Raw genomic sequence first — 20876 nt, forward strand, 5'->3', positions numbered from 1 at the left:
CCTGGCCGAGTGAGTTATGGGTTCAGCAATCAGAGTCTGTTGTCTGGCGGGTCTGCTTTCATGGGTGTTCCTGCCCGTGGCAGTCACCGCCAGCGATGACACCGCCTGGGAATTGGCCGTTACCGGCCGCGACCAGGCGCCATTGGCCCGCATCAGCCTTCAGGGGTCGGGCCAGTGGTGCCTGATCTGGAACCACTCGGTTCAGGGCTTTCCGGTGATTGACTGCTTCACTGTCAGCAATGAGCAACTCATGCTGCAGAGCACCCAGACGCCGGATTTTGCGGCAGGTCTGGGGCACATATCCGGACGCGGGACGCTGGAATCGGATAGTCAGCACGGGTATCGCATCGTCGATATGGATGTGCCCATACCGGACAACACGCTTCGCTTACGGGTGGGTTCCGAATCTGTGAACCATCGCATCAGCACGGGTTCCCGCACGGTCAGCCTCAGCCATCTGGCGGCCAATGAGTCTGTGGAGATCCGTCTGACTCCTGCCGGCGATAAAGGAATGAAGCTTCAATGAGTCAACAATCTGCAATCCCGTTCAAGACCCACGGTGAATGGCAGCCGACACTGATGGGCGGCCCCCGCCCGCTGGTGTGGTTAATCGCCCTGATGGGCATCGGGCTGTCGCTTTTTCAGCTCTACAGCGCGGGCATTCAACCGCTGGGGCTGTTCTATCAGCGCGGCATTCATCTCATGCTGGTGATGATGCTGTGCTTTCTGATCTTCGGGCCCAGGCCCGGCAAAGCCCGGGGCAAGGTGATGGCGGTGGTGGATGCCGGCTTCTTCATCGCCTCGGCCGCCTCCGGCCTTTATCTGGTCTGGTTTCTAGATGACATCATGGCTCGTGCAGGGTTCTGGAACCAGACCGACATCGTCATGGCCTGGGTGTGCACCGTCACATTGCTGGAAGCCAGCCGGCGGGCTGTGGGTGCCGGTCTGACCATTATTGGCATCGTGGCCATACTCTATGCGGTGATTGGGTCCCGCGGTCCGCTTTCCGAGCTTGGTGAATGGATGCCCGGTATTCTGGGACACCGGGGCTATTCCTTTGATCGGGTCGGCGCTCAGCTATTTTTGGGCCAGGAAGGTATCTACGGCTTGCCGCTGGGTGTTGCCGCAACCTTCGTATTCATCTTTGTACTGTTTGGCGCCATGCTTGAAGTCACCGGTGCCGGTCGTTTTTTCATTGATCTGGCGTTTGCCGCCACCGGCAGGCAGCGGGGTGGGCCGGCAAAGGCAGCAGTCCTTGCGTCCGCCAGCATGGGGTCGATCTCCGGCAGCTCCATCGCGAACGTGGTCACTACCGGCGCTTTTACCATCCCGCTGATGAAGAAACTGGGCTATCGCCCGGCGCAGGCCGGCGGCATAGAAGCCGCGGCAAGTACCGGCGGGCAGATCATGCCGCCGTTGATGGGCGCCGGCGCGTTCCTGATTGCCGAATACACCCGGGTGCCCTATCTGGAAATCGTGAAGGTCAGCGTTTTCCCCGCGCTGCTCTACTTCGCCACGGTTTACCTGCTGGTTCATATCATCGCCATCAAGCAGGGCATGAAGGGCCTGCCGTCCAGCGAGCTGCCGAAGGTCAGGGATGTGATGGCCACCGGCTGGTTCTTCCTGCTGCCGATCATCATGCTGGTCTACCTGCTGGTTACCGGCGTGTCGCCGATGCGAGTCGGGTTCTATGCGGTGATGGGTATTATTGTTATTGCCGGCGTTAACGGTCTGTTCGTCGCCTATCGCCAGGGCAAGGCGGACAATCAGCTGGCGGCGTCGCTGAAGAACGCGATCCGTGCCGGTTGCATAAAGCTCATGCAGGGGCTGGACCTGGGCGCCCGTAACGCGGTGTCGGTGAGTATTGCCTGTGCCATCGCCGGCATCGTTGTGGCGGTGGTAGGCCTGACCGGACTGGGCCTCAAGTTTTCCTCGATGATGATCGCCTTTGCCGACGGCAACATTCTGCTGGCGATTCTGCTGGTGATCATTGCCAGCCTGATCCTCGGGCTGGGGCTGCCGGTGACGGCCAGTTACATCGTGCTGATCGTGCTGGTTGGCCCGGCACTGACCAATGAATTCGGTATTCCGCTCCTGATCGCCCACCTGATGGTGTTCTGGTACTCCCAGGATTCCAACGTTACGCCGCCCGTGGCGCTTGCGGCTTATGCAGCGGCGGCCATTGCCGGGAGCAAGACCATGGAGACCAGCGTCCAGGCCTGGAAGTTTGCCAAAGGGCTGTATCTGATTCCGCTGTTCATGGTGTTCAACCCGTCCATTATCCTGGGTGGACCACTGCCCCTGGTGCTGTGGAACGGGTTTATGGCGATTCTGGCCCTTGCCGCCTTTGCCGCGGCGCTGGAGGGCTTTCTGTTTACCTATATGAAGGCCTGGATGCGGATCGTCCTGACTGGTGCTGTCATCTGTGTCTTTTACCCCGATCTTCTGGTCGAAGTTGCTGGTGCCGGCACCATACTGGTGCTATTGGCAATCAACCTTTATCAGCATTTGAGCAACGAAAGAGCAACTGCGGTTGCTTCCAACCGCTGAACCTGAGTGATCCCGTGCTTTTAGGGGCATGGGTGAGGCTCTGATAGTAGACTGGTGCTATTTACTCATCCGGGGTCACTCGGTACCCCGGGTGTTTTATCTGACAAGTAGAATCACAACGCCCTATGTCCCTGAATGATCCGGCTGCACATCGCAATGCAATGCCCCTGAAATCCCTGCCGTTCTGGCTGGTGTTCGGGTTGGTTGTTCTCATTCTTGTGATACTGGCAACCGATTCACGACTGATGCGGTATGAGATCAATCAGGCCAGAACCGATTCTGTTCAGCGCCTGGGTGCCTACAGAACGTCCCTTCTGGCCACCATTGAACGCCATTTCTATCTGCCCCAGGTGCTGGCGTCTGATCCCCGAATTGTCAGTTCTCTGGACAGCCTGCCGGCAACTCCGGTGACGGGCTACAGTCAGGGCTCCGCACTTGTACGGCAGATCAACGAGCAGGCGGAATCCGATGAAATCTTTCTGATGGATCGGAGCGGGCAGACCTACTATTCAAGTAACTTTGATGCCGATACCAGTTTTGTCGGTAAAAATTACGGCTTCCGGCCCTATTTCCGTGACGCCATGGCCGGTGAATCGGGCTTTTATTTTGCCGTCGGCGCAACATCGGGGATTCCAGGGCTTTTTCTGTCGGCGCCTGTGCGTTCAGACGCCGGTAAGATTCTGGGTGTCGTTGTTATCAAGATCGACCTGGGGAAGCTGGAACAGAGCTGGGCAAATTCCGGCGACTCGGTATGGGTAACGGACGAGAACGGAATCATTTTCCTGGCGTCGAACTCAAGGTGGCACTATTACTCTCTACGTCCCATTTCAGAAACCCTCCAGTCCCGACTGACCGAGACTCAGCAGTATGGTAGAGGGCGCATCGAATCGCTTGATCGGGTGACCCAGTGGCAATCCGAAGACTGGTCGACTTTCGATCTGATGGATTCTGGTGCCCAGATTGTTTTTGGCTCGGCTATCGATGAGTACCCATGGCGGATGCACGTGCGGGTTCCGCTGGAGCAGATCAGGGCCCGGGTGTTTTCCAAGCAGGTACTGATGGTTCTGATTTACGGGGTGTTTGCGGTTGGCAGCCTGTTCTATCGCGAGCGCAGGCGACGCACCCAGGCCCAGGCTTCCCTGGTGCGGCTGACGTCTGAGCGCGAATCACACCAGCGGGCGATTATCCAGAACACCGACGTGGGCCTGCTCAATCTGGACGCCAGGTTCAGGCCGATATTCCTGAACGAACAGGCCCGTTCCCTGTTTGCGCTGGAAGACCCGGATGATCACCACGCCCCGGCAGAACTGATTGAGCCCTGGGATCCCCACGCTGCCGGAAAAGGGGCCTGCCGGGCCGAGGGTATCCGGACTGATGGGAGCCGCTTCCCGGTGATCTACACCTTGAACCGGATATGGGTGGGCGAAAAGGAAGAGTTCATTCTGACCGTACAGGATGTGACGGAACTGACGGCTGCCCAGCAGGCTCTGCAGAAAATCAACAAAGCGCTGGAACGGAGGGTGCAGGAACGCACGCGCGATCTTGAACAGGCGCAGGCAGCGCTGGCGCAGAACCAGAAGCTGGCGGCTCTGGGCCGCATGTCGGCGGCTATTGCCCATGAAATCAACCAGCCGATCACGGCACTGTCCAATTTCGTCGCCAGCAGCCAGGTCCTGCTTGAGCGCAACAAACCGGAAGCCGTCAGCGAAAATCTGGTAAGGATCGAATCCCTGGTTCAGCGGCTTTCGAGGCTGTCCCGGCAACTGCGGATCTTCTCCGGTAAACGAAATTCCGGAAGCGCGTTTGTGTCGGTGCATGCACCCATTCATTATGCTTTGGAGCTGCTCAGTGCCCGACTTGATGCGGAACAGATCAAATGCACCGTGCACCTGGCCGAGGACTATTCCGTTCAGGCCAACGCCATGGTTCTTGAGCAGATTGTGGTAAACCTGCTGAGCAATGCGATTGACGCCTTGGCCGGCCAGCCGGCGGCGCGCATAAGCATCAGCGTGAAAGCGCAGGACGACAGTCCCGGTCAGGTGGCGTTGAGCATTGAAGACAACGGCCATGGCATGTCGGAAGAGCAGCTTGCCCAGGTATTCGAGCCTTTCTTTACCACCAAGCCCATGGGGCAGGGCCTGGGCCTGGGCCTGGCAATCAGCTATAGCCTTGCCTGTGACATCGGCGCGGAGTTGACGGTTAGCAGTGAAGCAGGACAGGGGACCTGTTTTACGTTGATACTGCCAATAACAACGACAAACATTGCGGAGCCGAGTTGATGAATGAGATCACCCATGCCGTGGTTATTGATGATGAGCCGACCGTGCTGGAATCGGTCGCCCAGTGCCTCATGCTGGCGGACATTGAAGTGCGCACATTCACCAACGCCCGCGATGCGCTTCCCTTGTTGAACAGTGATTTCCGGGGTGTGGTGGTGAGTGATATCAGGATGCCTGGCATGGATGGCATGAGTCTTCTGCAGGCCGTTGACCCGGGTATTCCGGTGATTCTGATCACCGGCCACGGGGGCATCGCCCAGGCGGTAGAGGCAATGAAACTGGGTGCCTATGACTTCATTGAAAAGCCTTACAAGCAGGACAGGCTGATTGACGTGATCAAACGGGCCTGTCAGCAACGCAAGGTAACCCTTGCCACCCAGCCTCAGCAGGCGACGGCTGCGAACGATGACTGGCTGGCGTCGATTATCATCGGCGAGTCCGAACCCACGCGTACGCTTCGCCAGCAGGTGCAGGGTCTTGCCCGCGTTAACGCCGATGTGGTGATTGCCGGCGAGACCGGTACCGGTAAAGAACTTGTTGCCCGTAGCCTGCACGCCCTGAGTATTCGTCGTGAGCATCCCTTTGTGCCCATTAACGTGGGCGCCATCCCCGAGACCCTGCTTGAAAGCGAGCTGTTCGGGCACGAGGCGGGCGCCTTCACCGGCGCCCAGAAACGCCGGATCGGGCTGTTCGAAGCCGCCCACCAGGGCACGCTCTTCCTTGATGAGATCGAGAGCATGCCCATGTCTTTCCAGATCAAGCTGCTGCGGGTTCTGCAGGAGCGGGAGGTGGTGCGGGTCGGGTCCAACACGCCTATTCCCATCAACGTGCGGATTATTTCCGCCACCAAAGAGGACCTCCGGGAAGCGGCCAACGAAGGACGTTTCCGGGAAGATCTTTACTACCGTCTGATGGTGGCCGATATCCACTTGCCGGCCCTTCGTGACAGGATTGATGACGTGCCTGCCCTGTTCAGCTATTTCCTGCGGGAAGCGGGCAGGAACAACGGCCTGGAAGTGCCGAAGCTCGACTACGAGGACGTGCTTGCCCTGGAGCTGCACGATTGGCCGGGTAACGTGCGAGAACTGAAACACACCGCCGAACGCTATTTGCTGTCACAGAGCATCAGCGGCATTTCGGTCTCGGATCTGATGCGTCTGGGCCTGAGCAACCCGTCGGCAACGCTTTCAGCGGAGCGGTCCCTGAGTGAACGCATTGATCAGTTTGAGAAAGCGCTGATTTCCGCCGAGCTGACCCACCACAACGGTAACATCAAGGAAGTGATGGAAGTACTCGGTCTGCCTAGACGAACCCTGAACGAAAAAATGCAGAAGCACGGGTTAAGGCGAGAAGCCTTTATCAGGTAGCCAGGGCCGGTCAGCGGCGCTCCCGGTTAAGCATTTCCAGGATGATCTCGGATGGCTGCGGTCGGCTGAAAAAGTAGCCCTGGAAGCCTTCGCACCCAAGTGCTTTGAGCGCCTCCCACTGCGCTTCTTCTTCTATCCCTTCTGCCACCACAGACAGTTTCAGGCTGTGTGACAGATCCAGTATTGCTTTGACGATGGCATTGCCTTCCTCATCGTGCAAAATGCTGTCGACGAAGGTCTTGTCGATTTTCAGTTCATCAATGGGAAGCTGACGAAGATAAGACATTGATGAATAGCCTGTGCCGAAATCATCCAGGGAAAACCGGACGCCGAGCTGCCTGACCAGCTCCATTTGCCGGATGCTGTGAAGAATGTTTTCCGCTACCACCGTTTCGGTGATTTCCAGTATCAGGGCCCGGGCGGGCAGGCCTGTTTTATTCAGCACCTGCTCAATCTTCTGCGGAAAGTCGCGCATTGCCAGTTGGCTCTGACTGATGTTGACCGATATGGTCCAGTCGTCGATGGCAAATTGCTGGCGCCAGGCACTCATTCGCTGGCAGGCCTGGTGCAGGACATGATCGCTCATCGGCACGATCAGGTTCTTTCTCTCTGCCAGGTCAATGAATTGGCCTGGGTTGAGTAAGCCACGCTCAGGGTGGTTCCACCGAACCAGAGCTTCAAAGCCCGTAATTTGCCCCTCCCGATCAATTTTTGGCTGGAACCAGGGAAGGATTTCGTCGTCCCGGCCCAGGGCAACGCTCAGGTCACCGGTCAAGGTGTGTTCTTCCAGCAGGTTCCGCTCCATCACCTCATCAAAAATGCTGAAGTTGTTCTTGCCCTTCCTTTTTGCGTCGTACATGGCGATATCCGCCATGCGCATCAGTTCGGCTGTGGAGTTGGAGGCATTGTTATAAAAAACGATGCCAATGCTGGTGGAGACCGGCTGTGCCCCTCCGATGGTTTCGGAGGCATGATAGGCGGCGTTGAGAAGTTGCCGCGCTGTTTCGCTGACTTTCCGGATGGCTGAACTGCGGTCCTGTTCGGCAGTGTCAAGAACAACCAGAAATTCGTCGCCCCCGAGCCGGGATAAGGAGGTGTTCTCGCCCAGCACCTCCAAGAAGCGGCTGGAAACCTCAACCAGAAAGTCATCGCCGTGACGATGGCCCAGTGTGTCGTTGATATTTTTGAAATCATCCAGGTCAGAGAGCAAAACGGCACCGAAGCAGCCTGACTCTGAGCAGGTACGCATTGACTCCGCCAGTCTCTGTCGGATGAGCCTCCTGTTTGGCAGATTGGTCAACGGGTCGAAGTAAGCCAGTTGCTCCACCTCTTCCCGGTGTCGATGTTGCTCCGAAATATCCCGGACGATCGCGACGAAGCGTGGAGGCTCTCCTTCCAGAGTCATGTACTGTAAGGCGACATCGACCGGAATGGCGTGGCCATCCTTGTGCCTGTGTAGCGTCTGAAAGCTGAGACGAGGAACCTCGCCGCTGACCAGCGGGGAAATCAGCTCCCGGAACTTGTCCTCCGGGTAGTCTGGCTTGATATCAAAGGGATGCATTCGCATCAGTTCTTTACGGGAATAGCCCAACTGGTCGATGGCCCCGCGATTAACGTAAAAGAACTGCAGGTTTTGAGCATCAAACATAAATACGCAATCCAGCGTACCGTCGAGCGTTTGTCTGAAACGCTGAAGACCCGCCTTGGCTTCTTCACTTTCGGTGATATCGTGAATGGCGGCAACAAGAAGGCGTTCGGAATCGACGGTTGTTTCGGTTACCGCAATCCTCAGCGGAAACTGCGAACCATCTGACCGGATACCATGCAGGTTTCTGGCGTTGCCCATGATTTTCCCCGATCCCGCCAGGCCATCAGAATAGGCTTTCATGTGGGAGCCATGATGATCGGCAACGTCCGCAGGCATTAATTTCTCGATCGACTGACCAATCAGGGTGTCTTCGGGGTATCCGAACAACTCTTCGAGGGCAGGGTTTACAGTGCGGATGCGGCCGTTGATATCGGTAGTGACAACGGCATCGTGCAGCGTTTCGAGTATGGTGTGGTTTAGCCTCAGGCTGTTCTCAAACTTTTCCTGGTTGGCTTTCTCGGCACTGATGTCTGTCTGAATCGCGATAAAACCTTTTCTGGCTCCGCTGCGTGGCTCAAATGGCTGGCATTGAATTCTGATCCAGTAAGGGGTCCCGCTGCGGTGGTAGTTAATCATTTCGACGGAGAATGATTGCCGCTTTGCAAGCTGATCACCCATGTAAGTTACGATATCGGGGTCGGTCTGCTCACCCTGCAGAAGTTCTCCCGGTCTTTTGCCCAGCATCTCATGCAGCTTGTAGCCTGATATCTTTTCAAAGCCATGGTTAATCCAGGTAACAAACCCTCTCTCATCGGTTATAACCACGCCATTGTTGATCTGTCGCGCGACCTCTGAAAGCAGATCAACCTCATTATTCCTGGTCCTGAGGCGCTGGTTCAGCTCTTCTATGGCTCCCGCTTCAATGTGCATCGCTGCCAGCCGGGTTATGCGGGCGATAGCGTGCTCCTGTTTCTCGTCGAGCGCTTTCGGATGTTGATCAAGCGCGATGAGCGACCCCTGGCGTCTGCCACGGCTGTCAAACAGGTCAATTGCGGTCAAAAAAGAGGGTTCTGATTCGTTGTTCGGCGGTCCCGTCATCACGGATTCGGCACGCACAATACCACTTTCAGAAATAGCCTCCGTCTCGGCCGAACGGCTGGTTAAACTCTGATTTTCCTCGAGATAAGGCCTGATCTTTTCATGATCCTCTGGAGGGTAAACAACAGGTTCCGGAGAGTGGTCTGACAAAACGGCCATCCAGCGATAGCCGCTTGCTTCAGCGGATAAACCGAGGAGGTCAGAAATGGCCTGTCGAACTTTGGGATGCATCCAATGACACCTGATTGCCAGCGCGAGTTCCGGCCGAACTAAGAGGACAGTTCCGGATCAAGAGTCCGGAACCTTTCCTTATCGACTGGTTCAAGTGTAGTTCAAGGAGCAACTTGTGCCCGACTGGCTCCAAAGCAGCCTTTGAGATCTTCCAGCACCAGATACAGACACGGCACCAGGAAGAGGATCAGCGCGGTGGCAAACACGATGCCGAAGCCCAGCGACACCGCCATGGGTACCAGGTAGGTGGCCTGCAGAGAGGTTTCAAAAATGATCGGTGTCAGGCCACCAAAGGTGGTCAGGGTGGTCAGCATGATGGGCCGGAAGCGGCGCATGCCGGCTTCATAGATGGCCTGGGCCGGACTTGCCCGGTGCAGTTGCCGGTTGGCGTAGGTCACCATGATCAGTGAATCGTTTACCACCACGCCGGACAGGGCAACAATGCCCATGATGCTTACCAGGGAAAGCTCCATCCCCAGAATCATATGGCCCATGATCGCGCCCACGGCGCCAAAGGGAATCGCCAGCATCACCACCAGCGGCTGCAGGTAGTTGCCAAAGGCGATGGCCAGCAGTGCGAAGATAGCGCCCATGGCCAGACCGAAGCCACCCCAGAGGGCGGTGGTGGAATCCCTCAAGTCCGCCTGGCTGCCCTGGAATGTCCATGTCAGGCCAGGGAAGTCGGCTCGCAGTTGCGGCAGTATTTCCGACTGCATCAGTGCCAGAACCTGGCTGATGGCGGGTTTGGGTTGCACATCCGTCCCGACGGTAATGACCCGTCTGCCGCCGCGACGGTCGATGGACCGCAGGGACTCCGTGACGTTCACCTGCGCCACGTCCATCAGCGGGACTTCTTGTCCGTTGCTGGTGCGGATCACGAAGTTGTCGAGGTAATAGAGATCCTGTCTCTGGTACTCCGGCAGCATCACGCGTACTTCGTTTTCGTTGATGCCACGGAGCTGGCGCAGGGCAATGCTGCCATAGAAGGCGTCCCGCAGTTGACGGCCCACTTCGGCGCCGGTCAGGCCAAGGGCCTCACCTTCTCTGGTGAGGCTGATATCGAACTGGGGTTTGCCCGTAGTGTAATTGTCGTTGACGTTGATGGTCTGGGAGACCTGCCTCAGTTCTTTCACGAGCCGCTCGCTCGCCTGGGCGAGTATGTCGATATTGACGTGGCTCAAATCAACACTGATGTCGTCCCGCCAACTGCCCGGGCCCTGCTCTGCCTCGAAGGTAATCTGATTGACGCCTTTGAAATCACCAAGCTGTTCGCGCCAGAGATCGATAATTTCGTTGACGGTCATGTTCCGCTGTTCAGCCGGAAGCAGCACCAGCTCGACGTCGATGGAATTCTGACCGCGAACGTTGGTTTTGATGCCCTCTACGTCGGATGCCAGATTGTTTTCCTCGAACAGGCGCTGAGTATCGCGAGTGATGGCCATCGCCAGTTCGCCGGCCCTGCGGCTGGTGGTTCCCTCTGGCAGTTCGACCGCTGCTTCGATTTCATCCGCGGGCGCTTCGGGCATCATGATCATGCCCATGTGATCACTTGTGGCGTAGGCGCCACAGACCACCATGATCGTAAGCGCGGCAGAGAGTGTGACATAACGGAAGCGCAGGGCCAGATCCAGCAGAGGCCGGTAAACCCGATTCATGAAAGACTCGAATCCACCGGAGAACACACGCTGTATGCGGTGCATCCACTGGCCGTAGATGGTGACGCTGCCGCGACCGCTGTGGGCCAGGTGGGCGGGCAGGATGAACAGGGCCTCAATCAGCGACAGTGCCAGAACGAGAATCACGACTACCCCCAGGGGCCACCAGAACTTGCCGGTAGTGCCGGGGATGAACAGCAGTGGCAGAAAGGCCACGATGTTGGTCAGAATGCTGAAGGTCACCGGGCCGGCAATGTCTTTGGCGCCCTGAATGGCGGCCTCGAGGAATCCCATGCCCCTTTCCCGGTATTCGTAGATGTTTTCGCCCACCACAATGGCGTCGTCCACCACTATCCCCAGCACCATCAGGAAACCGAACATGGAAATCATGTTGATGCTTACATCCATCGCCGGCAGGAACAGCACACTGCCCACGAAAGAAATGGTCATGCCCATCATGATCCAGAAGGCCAGGCGGTACTCCAGAAACAGGCTGAGGATCACCAACACAATCACCATGGCCATGATGCCGTTCTCGATCAGCATGTCCATCCGCTCTTCGAACTGCTTGGCCCGGTTGCTGTCTATGCGAACTTCTACCCCCTCGGGCAGCGTGACTTCCAGTTCCGCCATGACGGTTTCCACAGACGCAGAGATATCCAGTGGGGACTGGCTGCCGGTTCGGAAGATCTCGATTTCCACCGAAGGCTGACCGTTGAATCGGGAATGGAAACCGGTTTCCTCGAAGCCATCCCTTACGGTGGCAATATCCCCCAGGGTGACAGAGCCCCCGGATGCTGCGTTGAGAATCACAATGTTTTCGAAGGCCTCGGCCCACTGCTTCTGGGCCTTGAGCCGGATCAGTATGTCGCCGTTGGAGGTGGCCATGGAGCCGGCGGGAATGTCTTCACTGGACTGCTGGATCAGGCTGGCCACACCGGAGAGGGTAAGGTTGTACTCGCGCAATGTTTCCTGCGAGATCTCGACCGTTGTGACATAAGCGGGTACGTCGTCGATGATGGCCTGGGTGATGGAGGCTTCCGACAGCAGGCGATTGCGGACCCGTTCGCCTATCTGGCGCAGTGTCCAGATATCCACATCGCCATAAAGTGTAAGTTCCATTACATCCCGGGTAGGCGTCACCAGGGTGATTTCCGGCTCCTCCGCCTGCTCCGGGAAGGTGCGGACACCGTCCACGGCCTGCTCAATGTCCTGCAGTGCTTTCATCCGGTCGGTGCCGGGAATCAGCTCCAGCTGTATGTTGCCTCGGCCCTCCCGTGCAGTGGAAGTCATTTCCTGGACGCTCTGGATGCCCTGGACTGCTTCTTCTACCGGCAGCAAAATTCCCTGTTCCACTTCTGACGGTGCTGCCCCCGGATAACTGACTGTAATCCGCACCATGTCCAGCTGGAACTGGGGGAAAACCTCTTTCTGTACCTGTGTGGCCATCCAGAAGCCGCCTGCCAGCAGCATCACCATCATCAGGTTGGCGGCGACGGAATTACGCGCCATCCAGGCTATGGGGCCGACCCAGCCCTGGTGTCTGGGCGAATCACTCATTGCCGTCACCTTTTGCCAGGTCGGTGCTTTCGGGAGCCGGCTCTTCGGTATCGCTTTCCAGTCTCAGGCGGGCGCCACTGACCACCGATGCCAGATCGTTGGTGATCACCTTGTCGCCGGTTTCAAGGCCGGAGCGGACAAAAGCGTAGTCCTCGTTCTGGAATGCGATTTCCACGTCGTGGATTGCCAGCGTGCGGTCTTTCATCACCCAGACGGTGTTGCTACGGCGCAGCAGGTTCCGGTCCAGCCGCACAACGTCGTCCAGCGGTTTGCCCTGTATCTCTGCCGTCACAAAGGTGCCGAGAATCAGCGGCGGTTCGCCGGAAGATTTCTCCAGCGCCAGCGGGTCATCTACGGTGATCAGTACCCGGGCCATGCGGGCGTTGGTATCCAGCTCGCCCACCAGTTGTGTGAGCCGGCCCTGTCGGGTCTGGCCTGTCGGCCATATGGTGTCGTGGGAGAGAGTCACCGCTGCGGCCGGTGAGTCCGGCTCATTGCTGAAGGTCAGCCAACGCAGCTTTGACAGCGGAACCGCGGCCTCAATCCAGTATTGTGCGGTGCCCACCAGCCGGCCAAGGGATTGGCCGGAACTGACCTGGGAACCAGGGCTGACGTCACGAGTCAGTACCTGCGCGGCAAAAGGCGCGCGAACCCGGGTGCGGGCCAGAGCTAGTTCGGCCTGCCGCACGGCAGCTTTCGCGGCATCGACCTGAGCCCGGGCCTGCTGAAGCTGCGGCTTGCGCAGGATCAGTGCCTCGTTCGCCGCCTTGATGTCTTTCCCAAGCAACTGGAATTCCTGCCGGGCCGCCGCTTGTTGTCCCTGTTCCAGGTCCAGATTGGCGCGGGCCTGCTCCAGTTCACTTCGTCTTTGCAGTAAGGCGGCTTCGTAATCAGCGGGTTCGATCTGCAGCAACTGCTGGCCTTTCTCAACCTGTCGACCAGGGGTAAAAGCGTCCGATTGTTCAATGATCTCACCGTTAACCTGTGACCCGAGAGTGACCTCTTGCGCCGGCATGACCTGGCCCATAACTTCCACAATGGGGGTGTAGCGGCCACGGCTGACGGTTTCAACGTCCACCAGCATGGCGGTTTTCCGGGCCAGATCGGAGCGGGTTGCCTTCGGTTCGGTCTTGAAGATCAGCCAAACCAGTGCGACCCCTATCAGCACGATCACCACCGAGACAATCACGGTTTTAAACAGGCCCGCTCGGCCACGTTCGGGACGAACTGAGTTTTCATCAGTTGGATGGGTCATGCCTGTTCTTGCTCCGTTGTTTCCTGAGTGGCTTCTGCAGCTTCGATACTTCCGGCCAGTGCTCGGTAAAGGGCGACGCGGGTGGTTAACAGTTGCTGTCGGGTACTGAGGATGGTGCGCTGCAGATCCTGTTTGTCCTTTAGTGCGGTCAGTACTTCGATATAGCTGACGGCACCGTTCAGGTACTGGCTGCGTAGCTGCTGATAGGTTGAATCCGCCAACTGGATCTGGTTCTGGAGGCTCTGCAGGCGCTGGCGTTGTTGTCTTTCCCGGACCAGTGCATCTTCGACCTCCTGAATGGCGGTCAGCACGGACTGCCCGTATTGCTGCACCCGTTCTTCCAGAACCGCCCGGGACCGGCGGACCTCGGCCCGCAGTGCGCCGCCGTCAATCAGAGGCACCAGCATGTTGCCCGCCAGGGTTGTCAGCCAGTTATCGAACAGCTCACTGGCACTATCGGCACGGGAGCTGACCGACGCCTCGATGGAAAATCTCGGGAAACGGTCAGTGATGGCCGCGGCAAGCTCCTCGTCGGCCGCCTGAACCTGCAGCCACGACTGCCTGAGGTCCGGCCGCCGTTGCACCAGTTCGGCGGGCACGCCGGTGTCCGGCAAAGGTGGCAGGGCGGGCAGCGCTGCATCCTGTGGCAGGTTATTCCGCACCGGTGACCGGCCCAAAAGGACCGACAGTTGATGTTTCAGTACGTCAGTGTCTCCCTCAATGGTGCTCAAGCGTTCCCGGGAGGCACTGACAAGCTGTCTCTGGCGGAGTACATCGGCGCTGCTACTCTGTCCTGTTGCAAACCGGGATTCGATAACCGTAAGTACGTTCTGGTTGGTTTCCAGCTGGGTTTCAGCCAGTTGACGCTGGGCCCGCTGCGCCACCAGCTGGAACCAGGTGTTGGCGATTTCCCCGCTGAGCGTCACGGCAGCGGCCTGATAGTCGGCCAGCGTTGCGGAAGCGCGCAGGGCTTCGGCTTCGCTCAAGGATTGAACACGGCCCCACAGGTCCAGCTCATAGCTTGCAGTGAGTCCGGCGCTGAACGCGGTGGCGTCAACCGTTTCGGATTCCTGTCGTTCAACCCCGGCCGTGGCGTCCAGGTTTGGGAACAGTGCGGCGCTTTGCCGATCCGCCACGGCCCGGGCCTGGCGCAGCCGCTGGTAGCTGGCTTTCAGGCTCAGGTTGCTGTCCAGAGCCTGCTGAACCAGCTGATTTAACTGCTCATCCTGAAAGGACTGCCACCAGGCCTGATCAATAGCTGGTCGGCCTGTGTCGGAAAAGGCAGACGGAAGTTCCACCGGCGGGGGCGGCGCTTCCTGCCGGCTGGCGCAGCCGACAAGTAGGAGCAGCGCAGCGGCAGGCAGAAGCCGGGTGAAGGATTGGACGATCGGTTCGATCATGAATAATCGGTTTCCGTCTTTGTAAGGCGTCTTGTATAACCAGTGCAGGTAGATGAGAACATACCATTTACAGACCGTAGCGGATTACCCCGGGCCATGAGATTGGCAGGATTTACACGATTTTGACAAACCTCCGGAAATGAGCGGCCTTTGTAGATTCTGGTTTCGATAGACTGAAAATTTTGCTACCTTGCAACTTCGTCGGTGCTGCTTGCCAGTGCCGTCATGCTAGCGGGAGAGACTGGTTCGCATCACAGCGAGACCGGCGCCGAAGGAGCAACTGCCCCGGAAACTCTCAGGCAAAAGGACCGCTGGCATGAAGACTTTCCGAAGAGCTGCCGATAATTGCGTCATTCGGCACACCGAAGGAGCAAGCCGCCGGTTTCACTGAAACGGCGTGTGAATCTCTCAGGTCCATAGACGGAAGGGGTGCTTTCTACCGATTCGCGTAGAGAGGAAACCCTGGGCGCCTATGGAGCATGTTATGAAGCGCATTGCAGTAATTGGCGGTGGTATCACCGGTATCACCACAGCCTACACCCTGGCCAAGCGCGGCCTCGACGTCACCGTTTATGAGAAGCACCGCTATGCGGCAATGGAAACTTCCTTTGCCAACGGCGGTCAGCTGTCCGCATCCAACGCAGAAGTCTGGAACAACTGGCAGACCATCGCCAAGGGCATGAAGTGGATGCTGCGCAGTGACGCGCCGCTGCTGGTCAACCCCAAGCCCTCCTGGCACAAGCTTAGCTGGTTCGCCGAGTTCATCGCGGCCATTCCCCAGTACGAGAAGAACACCACGGAAACAGCCCGAATGGCGATTGCCGCCCGTGATTATCTGTTCCAGTGGGCCGATGAGGAAGGCATTGATTTCGACCTCAAAAAGCAGGGCATTCTGCATATCTACCGGGACAAGGCCGGCTTTGATCACGCCGCCCACGTGTCCAAGCTGCTGGCCGCTGGCGGCCTCGAAAGACGCCCCGTGACACCGGAAGAGATGAAGGACATTGAGCCGACGCTCGCCGGCACTTACTACGGCGGTTTTTTCACGGAAAGCGATTCTACCGGCGATATTCACAAGTTCACCAACGGCCTTGCGGATGCCATCGTCCGGCTCGGGGTCAAGACCCATTACGGCCAGACCGTCACAGAACTGAGTGCGGACGAGAAACACGCCTGGGTCACCGCCCACGACGGCGAACAGCAGCACCGCGACACGTTTGACGGCGTGGTGATCTGTGCCGGTGTTGGCAGCCGTGCCCTGGCTGCCAAGCTGGGCGATCGGGTCAACATCTATCCGGTGAAGGGCTATTCCATCACCGTAGAACTGGACGACGAGGCCTCGCAGAAAGCCGCACCCACCGTCAGCCTGCTGGACGATGCCACCAAACTGGTCACCAGCCGTCTGGGCGACGGGCGGTTCCGGGTAGCCGGTACCGCCGAGTTCAATGGCTACAATCGCAACATCCGTGATGACCGGATCAAACCGCTGACCCGCTGGGTGGAAGAATGCTTCCCCGGCGTCAGCACCCGCCGGGTTGTCCCCTGGGCAGGGCTGCGTCCGATGCTGCCCAACATGATGCCGCGGGTCGGCCAGGGCAAACTGCCCACGGTGTTCTACAACACCGGTCACGGCCACTTGGGCTGGACGCTGTCGGCGATTACTGCCGAAATGCTGGCGGAATCGGTTACCCGGTAACTGTCACAATCCCCAGCGCGACGATATAGACCGACAGTATCAGCGCGCTTTCAAAACCGATCCTGCCAATGCCGTAACGCTGACGTTGCAGCATGCCCATCAGCAGGATCGCCGTCATCAGAATACTGATCAGGCCCCAGGTCATCTGTACCGGGGCCATATCGTGATAGATGGACCCTCCCGGGTAGCCGAGGTCTGCGGCGGCGACAACAATCATATTGAAGCAGTTGGTGCCGAAGATATTGCTGACCGCCAGGGTCAAAGCGCCGCGGCGGATTGCTGCGATGGTTGTGACCAGTTCCGGTGATGAGGTTGCCAGCGCAGTGAGCAGGCCACCGACCACTGTGTCGGACAACCCCGTCTGGTCGCTAATGCCTTTGGCGCCTTCCATGAGAACCCAGCCCGCAACCCCGGTTACAACGGCAAGTGTACTGAACTGGATCCAGGCTTTGGAAAGGCTGCCCCCCACGCTCGGGGCAGGTTCGTCTGGCACGGTATGAAGGGTGACCCGGGGAAACCACATGGGTCTGCTCTCCGAACTGCGCACCAGGTACAACCCGGAAATATAGGCGGCCACAATGAGCGGAGTAACCGGGTGTGCGCCGAGAAAATCCAGTGGCGGGCTGACAATGGCCAGCAGTGGCAGTGCCAGAAGCACGATCAGCAGTGCCGCCAGCAGCAGATTGGTGGAAGAGGCGGCGGCGTGCTCCAGGTTGGCTTTGCGGTAGATGGCGTCGGCAATCCCGAGAAACGCCAGGTTGGCTGCCATACTGCCCATGATATTACTCATCGCCAGGTCAGGGCGAGAATCCAACGCCGCGCTCAGCGTTGCGGCGAAATCCGGCAGCGACGTTACGCCAGCCAGCAGGAACAGACCAAACAGAGCTTCACCCATGCCGGTGCGATCGGCCAGTTCGTCGGCGACACGGGCGAGCCGGCTACCAGCGGTTACGATCACCACCGCGCCGACCAGAAAGGCAATGAAGCTCATCATGGTTCTCTCCTTGGCGGAAACAGCCAAATCCTTGAATTAAAGTCTGTACAAGCCACAGTCTAGCCGGGATAAGACAGTCTGACATTTGCCTTGAATACAGACCGACTGATCGCCAGCATCTATCAGTAATACACTCTCAATGCCGGAGCGTTCCTGTCCATGGAGCCTGTTACCAAAAAGCCCTGTATCGATATCTGTGAATTCAACAAGAAGGAGATCTGCAAGGCCTGCGGACGCACACGCCAGGAAAAAAAGCAGTGGAAGCAGCTTTCACCGGAGGAAAAGCAGGCGATATGGACCCGCATTCTGGAGTCCCATGGCTCCGGCAAGGGCAAGCAGCCCAGGGCGCTGCGGGAGCTTTACGAAAAGGCCAAGCAGAAGAAATCGAAAAAAGCCTGAGTTAATAAGGTGATAGCGCCTGTAAGCCACCCAAGGATACGGTGATCGGTGTTGCCCGGCAGGGCTGATTGCTGGTGGAGATTGTCGCTTATGGAGTAACGTAGTCAGACAATTTACTGACCGGAAGCAGAAATGGAATATATCGCACCCGTCAGCAGCGCCGTTATGGCGCTCATCTGGATTGTCTATTTTCAGTTATTCTTTTTGCAGTACCAGCGCAACAACCGGCCCTACCTGGTGATTCACCACGCCCAGAACGAGAACCCGGATGCTCTGTGCCTGCTGGTGAACATGGGCAAGGAAACCGTTCACGTGCAGTGCGTTCAGGTGGTTCTGCACTCCAGGGCAGGCGAGGACAGAGTGTTAACGGTAACGGAGTATCGTCGAGTGGGCGCAGACGACAGCAACGTTCACCAGGTGCTGAGGCAGGGGCCGTTGCAGCCCGGTGGCTATCTGGTTCTGGGCTCTTTCCGCAACATCATTCTTGGCCGCAGGAGCGACGATAGCGAGACCCAGAACGACTATCTTTTCGAGGACATTACCGCCGTAGAAATCCGTGCTGCCGTGGTTCATGGTCCCAGCCGGCACCCCGTCGGCGTGCGACGGAGCTTCAGGCTGGAGCACGAAGGCGGCGCCCAGATATTTCCTCAGAATATTCACAGTGAGCAGCTCAATCGCCGCCGCGACCGGCATGAAGTTCGCTACTGGCTGGAGTCGGAACTGCAGCCAGTACGCAAAGGCGAATCAGAGTCTGAAAGCTCCGATCAGTCCCGAGCCGATCCCGAAAACTGACTCAGGCCGCGTTCTTTTTGCGCCACGCCAGTTCGTTGGAAATCGTCGCCTTTGGCTGCAGCATCTCAAAGTTGATGTCGGCAATTTCCTTACCGTCTTGCAGGCGCTGGACAAAGTCCGGGTTGGCGAGGGCTTTTTTGCCCACTGCCAGCAACGCACCAGGGAACTGGTTGGCAATCTCCTGGCAGCTGGTTTCATCAATGCCGCCGTTAAGAATCAGGCCAATGCCCGGTACATCCGCTGCAACACCCGCCAGGCTCTGGTCGCCGTCCGTGAAGTGGGGCCGGTTCACCTCGCCGTCGGTGGTGTGAACAAAGTCTGCACCCGCATCCCGTACCGCTTCAACGATCTGACGGAAGCCTGCCGCGCCTTCGGGCAACTGGTAGTCCGGGTCGGTCACCGTACCCTGGGAAAGCCGGATGCCTACCGGGTAGTTGTCACCCACTGCCTTGCGGACGGCGCGGACGACTTCCACAACCAGACGCAGGCGTTTTTCCAGTGAGCCGCCGTAGCCGTCATCTCGTTTATTGAAATGGGTGCTGAGGAACTGGTTCAGCAGGTAGCCGTTGGCACCGTGAATCTCGATGCCGTCAAAGCCTGCCGCTTTGGCATTTGTGGCGGACTGGGCAAATCCATCAATCGCTGTCTGAATATCGGCCTCGCTCATGGCACCAGGGATCTGCCAGAGCTGTTGATCGCCGTAAAAACCAAGTGGTGCGCCTTTCGGGGCGACTTCACTGGGCCCTAGCGGCTGGTCGGTAAAACGGTTCGCCTGGAACTGGGCGCCGGCATGCATGAGCTGAGTAAAGATTTTGCTGCCTGCCGCATGAACGCGGTCGACAATCACCTTCCAGCCTTCAATCTGGGCCTCGTTGATAATGCCGGGCTGATTGGCGTAGCCCTGGCTGGCCTTATCATCGGTGTAGGTGCCTTCGGTAATCAGAAGGCCAAATCCGCCTCGGGCGTAGCGTTCATAGTGATCGGCCATCAACGCATTGGGCGTGCCATCGGCGTCGGCGCTGGTACGCGTCATCGGCGCCAGGGCGAACCGGTTCGGCAACGCCACTTCACAGAATTTCGCAGACTTCATGATGTCGCTCATTAATACCCCTCACTGGTGAAATTAGTGAGGAGAGTATCAGTGGCAGCGGCTTTTGCTGAAAGCGGAGAATATAGATATAAGCCGTCAATATTTTTGAACGACTGCTCTGGCTGAGGTTCAGGATTGAGGGATGTGCCCGACTGAGGGTGGTGTCGAGATAATCAAAAAACGATTCCCGGGGCATCCCGGGAATCGTTTTCAAACATGTACAAGCAGAGTAACGTCAGGCGTTCTTTGCCATCTTTCTTCTTTTTGCTGCTCCAAGCCCCAGAATGCCGAGGCCGAGAAGACCCAATGTGCCTGGTTCCGGAACTTCAGCAGTGCGCGTCACTACACGAATCCAGTCGCCCGGCTCGGTCACTCTCATGGTCACGGTGAGTTCACTGCCGAAAATGGCGTAGCAATCGTTGGTCGCAGATCCGTCACAGGGTGACTGATTGGATTCGAAACCACGGGCGTTAAAGGCTGAATTCGGATAAAGAACATCCGAGGCGCCAAGTAAGCTCGTGGAGTTGATCTCCAGGCTGCCGTTGGAGTTAGACATAACGCCAAGGATATCGCCGTCAAATGTCCATTTGACGTTGAAATGTTCAAGCAGGGCTGTGTTGTTTTCGGGGCCGGAGTTCAGGAAGATCATATGGCTGTCTACCCGGGTGCCGGCAGCAATCGATCCGCCATCAACATTCAGCGCAGAGCCCAACAATACACCTTGTTTCTCGTCAAAGCCCTGTTGCGCAGTGTTATAGGCTGCATCGTCATTGGCATTAACAATTGTACTGGACAATACAATACTGGCTGCATCGCCAAAGCTGCTATTTGGTCCACTAACGCTGATCAGCGCCGCCTGCCCCTGGGACGCCAGCAGGAAACAGCCCGCCGCCGCGATCAATTTAAAGTTCATCATCAAAGC

At 57.8% G+C, this 20876-nt stretch carries 14 protein-coding genes and 1 riboswitch; of the genes, 7 read left to right on the forward strand and 7 right to left on the reverse strand.

Annotation, left to right across the window (positions count from 1 at the left end; all coding sequences use genetic code 11):
• Positions 1-16 precede the first annotated feature (16 nt).
• From FPL19_RS09210 to FPL19_RS09225, 4 genes are all read left to right on the forward strand, one after another.
• Positions 17-526 carry a DUF1850 domain-containing protein gene (locus FPL19_RS09210; RefSeq protein WP_150912137.1) on the forward strand — a complete coding sequence of 170 codons (510 nt, stop codon included), beginning with the start codon at positions 17-19 and terminating at the stop codon, positions 524-526.
• Entirely contained in the window at positions 523-2550 is a 2028-nt protein-coding gene (locus tag FPL19_RS09215; RefSeq protein ID WP_150912138.1) for a TRAP transporter permease, read from the forward strand. Before FPL19_RS09210 ends, FPL19_RS09215 begins: the two co-directional genes overlap by 4 nt.
• 125 nt (positions 2551-2675) lie before the next feature.
• Complete coding sequence (locus FPL19_RS09220; RefSeq protein WP_150912139.1) at positions 2676-4829, forward strand: sensor histidine kinase; 2154 nt, start codon at positions 2676-2678, stop codon at positions 4827-4829.
• Entirely contained in the window at positions 4829-6196 is a 1368-nt protein-coding gene (locus FPL19_RS09225; RefSeq protein ID WP_150912140.1) for a sigma-54-dependent transcriptional regulator, read from the forward strand. The genes FPL19_RS09220 and FPL19_RS09225 overlap by 1 nt, the downstream gene beginning before the upstream one ends.
• 10 nt (positions 6197-6206) lie before the next feature.
• Here the strand turns inward: FPL19_RS09225 and FPL19_RS09230 are convergent, their stop codons facing one another.
• The 4 genes from FPL19_RS09230 to FPL19_RS09245 all read right to left on the reverse strand — a co-directional run bounded on the left by FPL19_RS09230 (position 6207) and on the right by FPL19_RS09245 (position 14983).
• Positions 6207-8843 carry a sensor domain-containing protein gene (locus FPL19_RS09230; RefSeq protein WP_191965243.1) on the reverse strand — a complete coding sequence of 879 codons (2637 nt, stop codon included), beginning with the start codon at positions 8841-8843 and terminating at the stop codon, positions 6207-6209.
• Between the two features lie 371 nt (positions 8844-9214).
• On the reverse strand, positions 9215-12328 hold the full coding sequence (locus FPL19_RS09235) for an efflux RND transporter permease subunit (protein WP_150912142.1): 3114 nt from the start codon (positions 12326-12328) through the stop codon (positions 9215-9217).
• Positions 12321-13583 (reverse strand): efflux RND transporter periplasmic adaptor subunit, encoded by a 1263-nt coding sequence (locus FPL19_RS09240; RefSeq protein ID WP_150912143.1) that lies wholly within the window; start codon positions 13581-13583, stop codon positions 12321-12323. The genes FPL19_RS09235 and FPL19_RS09240 overlap by 8 nt, the downstream gene beginning before the upstream one ends.
• Positions 13580-14983 (reverse strand): efflux transporter outer membrane subunit, encoded by a 1404-nt coding sequence (locus FPL19_RS09245; protein WP_150912144.1) that lies wholly within the window; start codon positions 14981-14983, stop codon positions 13580-13582. Before FPL19_RS09245 ends, FPL19_RS09240 begins: the two co-directional genes overlap by 4 nt.
• Before the next feature lie 222 nt (positions 14984-15205).
• A riboswitch (glycine riboswitch) is annotated at positions 15206-15304 on the forward strand.
• 163 nt (positions 15305-15467) lie between these two features.
• Here FPL19_RS09245 and FPL19_RS09250 point away from each other — a divergent pair.
• Positions 15468-16679 carry a D-amino acid dehydrogenase gene (locus tag FPL19_RS09250; RefSeq protein ID WP_150912145.1) on the forward strand — a complete coding sequence of 404 codons (1212 nt, stop codon included), beginning with the start codon at positions 15468-15470 and terminating at the stop codon, positions 16677-16679.
• On the opposite strand, the gene FPL19_RS09255 is transcribed toward FPL19_RS09250, so the two are convergent.
• Positions 16669-17673, reverse strand: a complete 1005-nt coding sequence (locus tag FPL19_RS09255) for a sodium:calcium antiporter (protein ID WP_150912146.1) — start codon at positions 17671-17673, stop codon at positions 16669-16671. The two genes, FPL19_RS09250 and FPL19_RS09255, sit on opposite strands and share 11 nt — an antisense overlap.
• Positions 17674-17832: 159 nt before the next feature.
• Between FPL19_RS09255 and FPL19_RS09260 the strand changes: the two genes are divergently transcribed.
• On the forward strand, positions 17833-18072 hold the full coding sequence (locus FPL19_RS09260; RefSeq protein WP_150912147.1) for a DUF1289 domain-containing protein: 240 nt from the start codon (positions 17833-17835) through the stop codon (positions 18070-18072).
• Positions 18073-18204: 132 nt separating this feature from the next.
• Positions 18205-18864 (forward strand): hypothetical protein, encoded by a 660-nt coding sequence (locus tag FPL19_RS09265; protein WP_150912148.1) that lies wholly within the window; start codon positions 18205-18207, stop codon positions 18862-18864.
• A 1-nt stretch (position 18865) separates the two neighbouring features.
• Here the strand turns inward: FPL19_RS09265 and FPL19_RS09270 are convergent, their stop codons facing one another.
• Positions 18866-19966 (reverse strand): oxidoreductase, encoded by a 1101-nt coding sequence (locus tag FPL19_RS09270; protein WP_150912149.1) that lies wholly within the window; start codon positions 19964-19966, stop codon positions 18866-18868.
• Between the two features lie 223 nt (positions 19967-20189).
• Entirely contained in the window at positions 20190-20870 is a 681-nt protein-coding gene (locus tag FPL19_RS09275) for a PEP-CTERM sorting domain-containing protein (RefSeq protein WP_150912150.1), read from the reverse strand.
• Positions 20871-20876: the final 6 nt, after the last annotated feature.

It is taken from the genome of Marinobacter halotolerans (genome assembly GCF_008795985.1).
GTDB lineage: Bacteria > Pseudomonadota > Gammaproteobacteria > Pseudomonadales > Oleiphilaceae > Marinobacter > Marinobacter halotolerans.

Excerpts from the sequence above, each read along its gene's own strand:
- FPL19_RS09210 (WP_150912137.1), top strand. The coding sequence starts at position 17 with ATGGGTTCAGCAATCAGAGTCTGTTGTCTGGCGGGTCTGCTTTCATGG.
- FPL19_RS09215 (WP_150912138.1), top strand. The coding sequence starts at position 523 with ATGAGTCAACAATCTGCAATCCCGTTCAAGACCCACGGTGAATGGCAG.
- FPL19_RS09220 (WP_150912139.1), top strand. The coding sequence starts at position 2,676 with ATGTCCCTGAATGATCCGGCTGCACATCGCAATGCAATGCCCCTGAAA.
- FPL19_RS09225 (WP_150912140.1), top strand. The coding sequence starts at position 4,829 with ATGAATGAGATCACCCATGCCGTGGTTATTGATGATGAGCCGACCGTG.
- FPL19_RS09235 (WP_150912142.1), bottom strand. The coding sequence starts at position 12,328 with ATGAGTGATTCGCCCAGACACCAGGGCTGGGTCGGCCCCATAGCCTGG.
- FPL19_RS09240 (WP_150912143.1), bottom strand. The coding sequence starts at position 13,583 with ATGACCCATCCAACTGATGAAAACTCAGTTCGTCCCGAACGTGGCCGA.
- FPL19_RS09245 (WP_150912144.1), bottom strand. The coding sequence starts at position 14,983 with ATGATCGAACCGATCGTCCAATCCTTCACCCGGCTTCTGCCTGCCGCT.
- FPL19_RS09250 (WP_150912145.1), top strand. The coding sequence starts at position 15,468 with ATGAAGCGCATTGCAGTAATTGGCGGTGGTATCACCGGTATCACCACA.
- FPL19_RS09255 (WP_150912146.1), bottom strand. The coding sequence starts at position 17,673 with ATGATGAGCTTCATTGCCTTTCTGGTCGGCGCGGTGGTGATCGTAACC.
- FPL19_RS09260 (WP_150912147.1), top strand. The coding sequence starts at position 17,833 with ATGGAGCCTGTTACCAAAAAGCCCTGTATCGATATCTGTGAATTCAAC.
- FPL19_RS09265 (WP_150912148.1), top strand. The coding sequence starts at position 18,205 with ATGGAATATATCGCACCCGTCAGCAGCGCCGTTATGGCGCTCATCTGG.
- FPL19_RS09270 (WP_150912149.1), bottom strand. The coding sequence starts at position 19,966 with ATGAGCGACATCATGAAGTCTGCGAAATTCTGTGAAGTGGCGTTGCCG.
- FPL19_RS09275 (WP_150912150.1), bottom strand. The coding sequence starts at position 20,870 with ATGATGAACTTTAAATTGATCGCGGCGGCGGGCTGTTTCCTGCTGGCG.